This window comes from Roseateles sp., from assembly GCF_031397715.1.
GTDB lineage: Bacteria > Pseudomonadota > Gammaproteobacteria > Burkholderiales > Burkholderiaceae_C > Paucibacter_A.
The window spans coordinates 1-2,456 of record NZ_JANNMI010000211.1 but is presented as its reverse complement, the minus strand read 5'-3'; the positions used below and the strand labels follow the sequence as shown (position 1 = coordinate 2,456).

The window sequence follows — 2,456 nt, the reverse complement described above, 5'->3', positions numbered from 1 at the left end:
ATCGCCGGTGGTGTGCTGGTATCGATGTGGAAGACCCGTGGGCAGCCCGCTGTCTCGGAGTCCGCATGACGCCGCCCGCCCGCAAACCAGCGCGCAGCCCATCCTGGCCGGGCGCCGGCAGGTGCAGGATCTCCCCTTGCGCGCCCTCACCCTTGCCTTTGCGGGTATCGGCGATGTTGATGACCCGGCCATCGGCCAAGCGCAGCTCGCCCGCATCGCCGGCTTGAACGCCGCCCAAGGGATAGAACACCGTCCGGTCCAAGAGCAAGCCGCGCTCATCACTGCGCAGCAAAACAGCTGCGTTCGCGCAGGGTGGCGTCGTCACGAAACAGCTCCTCGGTAGGCGCTGTCATCGCTCGGGATCCCTCAAGTCATCCAAGGCAGGGAAACAAGACCTAACGGTGCATGCAAGCGGTCAAGCCGCAAACTCACAGCCGCACCTCACCGCTGATCATCGGCGTTACGTCGCCGCCGATCCAAACGTCGACACCGCTGCGCTGAACGTGGATGCGCCCGGCACGCCCCAGCATCTTTCCTTGCGCCACCACATAGCTGTCACTGCACAGGCCAGCTTCCAGCATCCACAGGGCCAAGCCCGCATTGAGGCTGCCGGTGACGGGGTCCTCGGGCACACCCATGCCGGGCACAAAAGCGCGTACCTCGAACTGCTGCTTGGAGCCGCTCGGGTAGGCGCCGATGACGCCCAATTCGATACCGGCCATGGCCTTGAAATCCGGTGCCAAGGCCAAGACCGCTTCGGCACTTTTCAGTCGGGCGGCAATCCAGGGCGGGCCGTTATCTACCCACACCACATCCAGCACGTCCTCGGCGGCCAAGCGCAGCGAGCGCACAACCTGCGCGTGCAAGTCGGGCGCTACCGGCCCACCACGGCGCAGCGGCGGCGCGGCAAAAGCGAGCCGCTCTTTCCCACTGCGCTCGACCACCCGCTTGATGCGCACCAGGCCGATGCCGCATTGCTGCAGCAACTCACCCTTGCGCTTAGGCGTGCCGCCGGCTGCCAGCCAGCAATGCGCGGAGCCAAGCGTCGGATGGCCGGCAAACGACAACTCGCCAGCGGGCGTAAAGATACGCACGCGGTAATCGGCAGCCGGCTCGGTCGGCGGCAACAAAAATGTCGTCTCCGACAAATTGGTCCAGCGCGCAAAGCTGGCCATCGCCGCATCGCTCAAGCCCTCGGCATCGATGACCACGGCCAAGGGGTTGCCCAGCAAGGGCATGGCGGTGAACACATCAACCTGGGCGAAACGCCTCGTCTGCAAACTCATGGGGTGGCTTCTGCGCCATCGTCCAGCGCGGCGCGCAAGACCCGGCCCAGGATGGCAACGCCCTCATCGATCTGCGGCGGCGTCAAGGTCACAAACGACAAACGCATCGCGCGCGGGTCGGGCGTATGGGCGTAAAACGCCGCACCCGGCACAAAGGCGATGCCGGCGTCCACCGCCAGCGGCAACAGTTCCATCGCGTTCAAGCCCTCGGGCAAGCGGATCCAGAAGAACATGCCGCCCTGCGGGGTCTGCCATTCGCAGCCCGGCGGCAGATGTTGCTTGAGCCCCTCGGCCATCGCGTCGCGGTTGGCCTTGTAGCGTGCGCGGATCTTGGGCACATGCTCGTCCAGGAAACCGTTGCGCACCACTTCGTAGACCACGCGCTGATTGAAGCCCGGCGTGTGCAAATCGGCCGCCTGCTTGGCCTGCAAGAGCTTGGGGTAAAGCTCCGGCGGCGCAATCATGAAACCGAGGCGGAAGCCCGGCGTCAAAACCTTGCTGAAGGAGCCCAGATAGATCACACCCTCGGGCCACATTGAGGCCAGCGAAGGCAGTGGCGGCTCATCGAACCAGAGGTCGCCATAAGGGTTGTCTTCAACGATGGGCACGCCGGCCGCCTTGGCCGCAGCGACCGCTGCTTGGCGCCGCTCCAGGCTCATCACACGGCCGGTCGGGTTTTGATAATTGGGCAAGAGATAGGCGAAACGCGTGCCCGGCGCATCATGCGGCAATCGGGCGATGGCGGCCGGGTCGACGCCCTGCTCGTCGCTATCCAGGCTGGTGAAGATCGGCTCGTAGGGCGTGAAGGCCTGCAGCGCCCCCAGATAGGTGGGGGTCTCGACGGCTACCGGCGCGCCGGCGTCGCACAGGATCTTGCCCACCAGATCAAGTCCCTGCTGGGAGCCGCTGGTGATCAACACCTGGTCGGGCGAAACCTGCATGCCCAGACTCTGCACCCGCTGCGCCACCCACTCGCGCAGCGGCGCAAAGCCCTCGCTGGCGGCGTATTGCAGCGCTTCGCTGGGGTTCTCGCTCAAGACCTTGTCGCAGGCGGCTTTCAGCTCCGCAACCGGGAAGGTGTCCGCCGACGGCAGGCCACCCGCCATCGACAAGATACCGGGCTTCTCGGTGACCTTGAGGATTTCTCGAATGATCGAGGGGTTCATGCGC

Annotated in this window: 2 protein-coding genes and 1 pseudogene; all 3 read right to left on the bottom strand. The window is 65.4% G+C overall.

The window, feature by feature from the left end; all coding sequences use genetic code 11:
- Positions 1-325, bottom strand: a pseudogene (locus tag RMO57_RS09280) (hypothetical protein); the annotation flags it as partial.
- A gap of 103 nt (positions 326-428) precedes the next feature.
- Positions 429-1,280: a PhzF family phenazine biosynthesis protein gene (locus tag RMO57_RS09275; protein WP_310385961.1), complete on the bottom strand. Its 852-nt coding sequence runs from the start codon at positions 1,278-1,280 to the stop codon at positions 429-431.
- Between the two features lie 2 nt (positions 1,281-1,282).
- On the bottom strand, positions 1,283-2,456 hold a 1,174-nt coding region (locus RMO57_RS09270), incomplete at its 5' end, for a PLP-dependent aminotransferase family protein (RefSeq protein ID WP_310385960.1).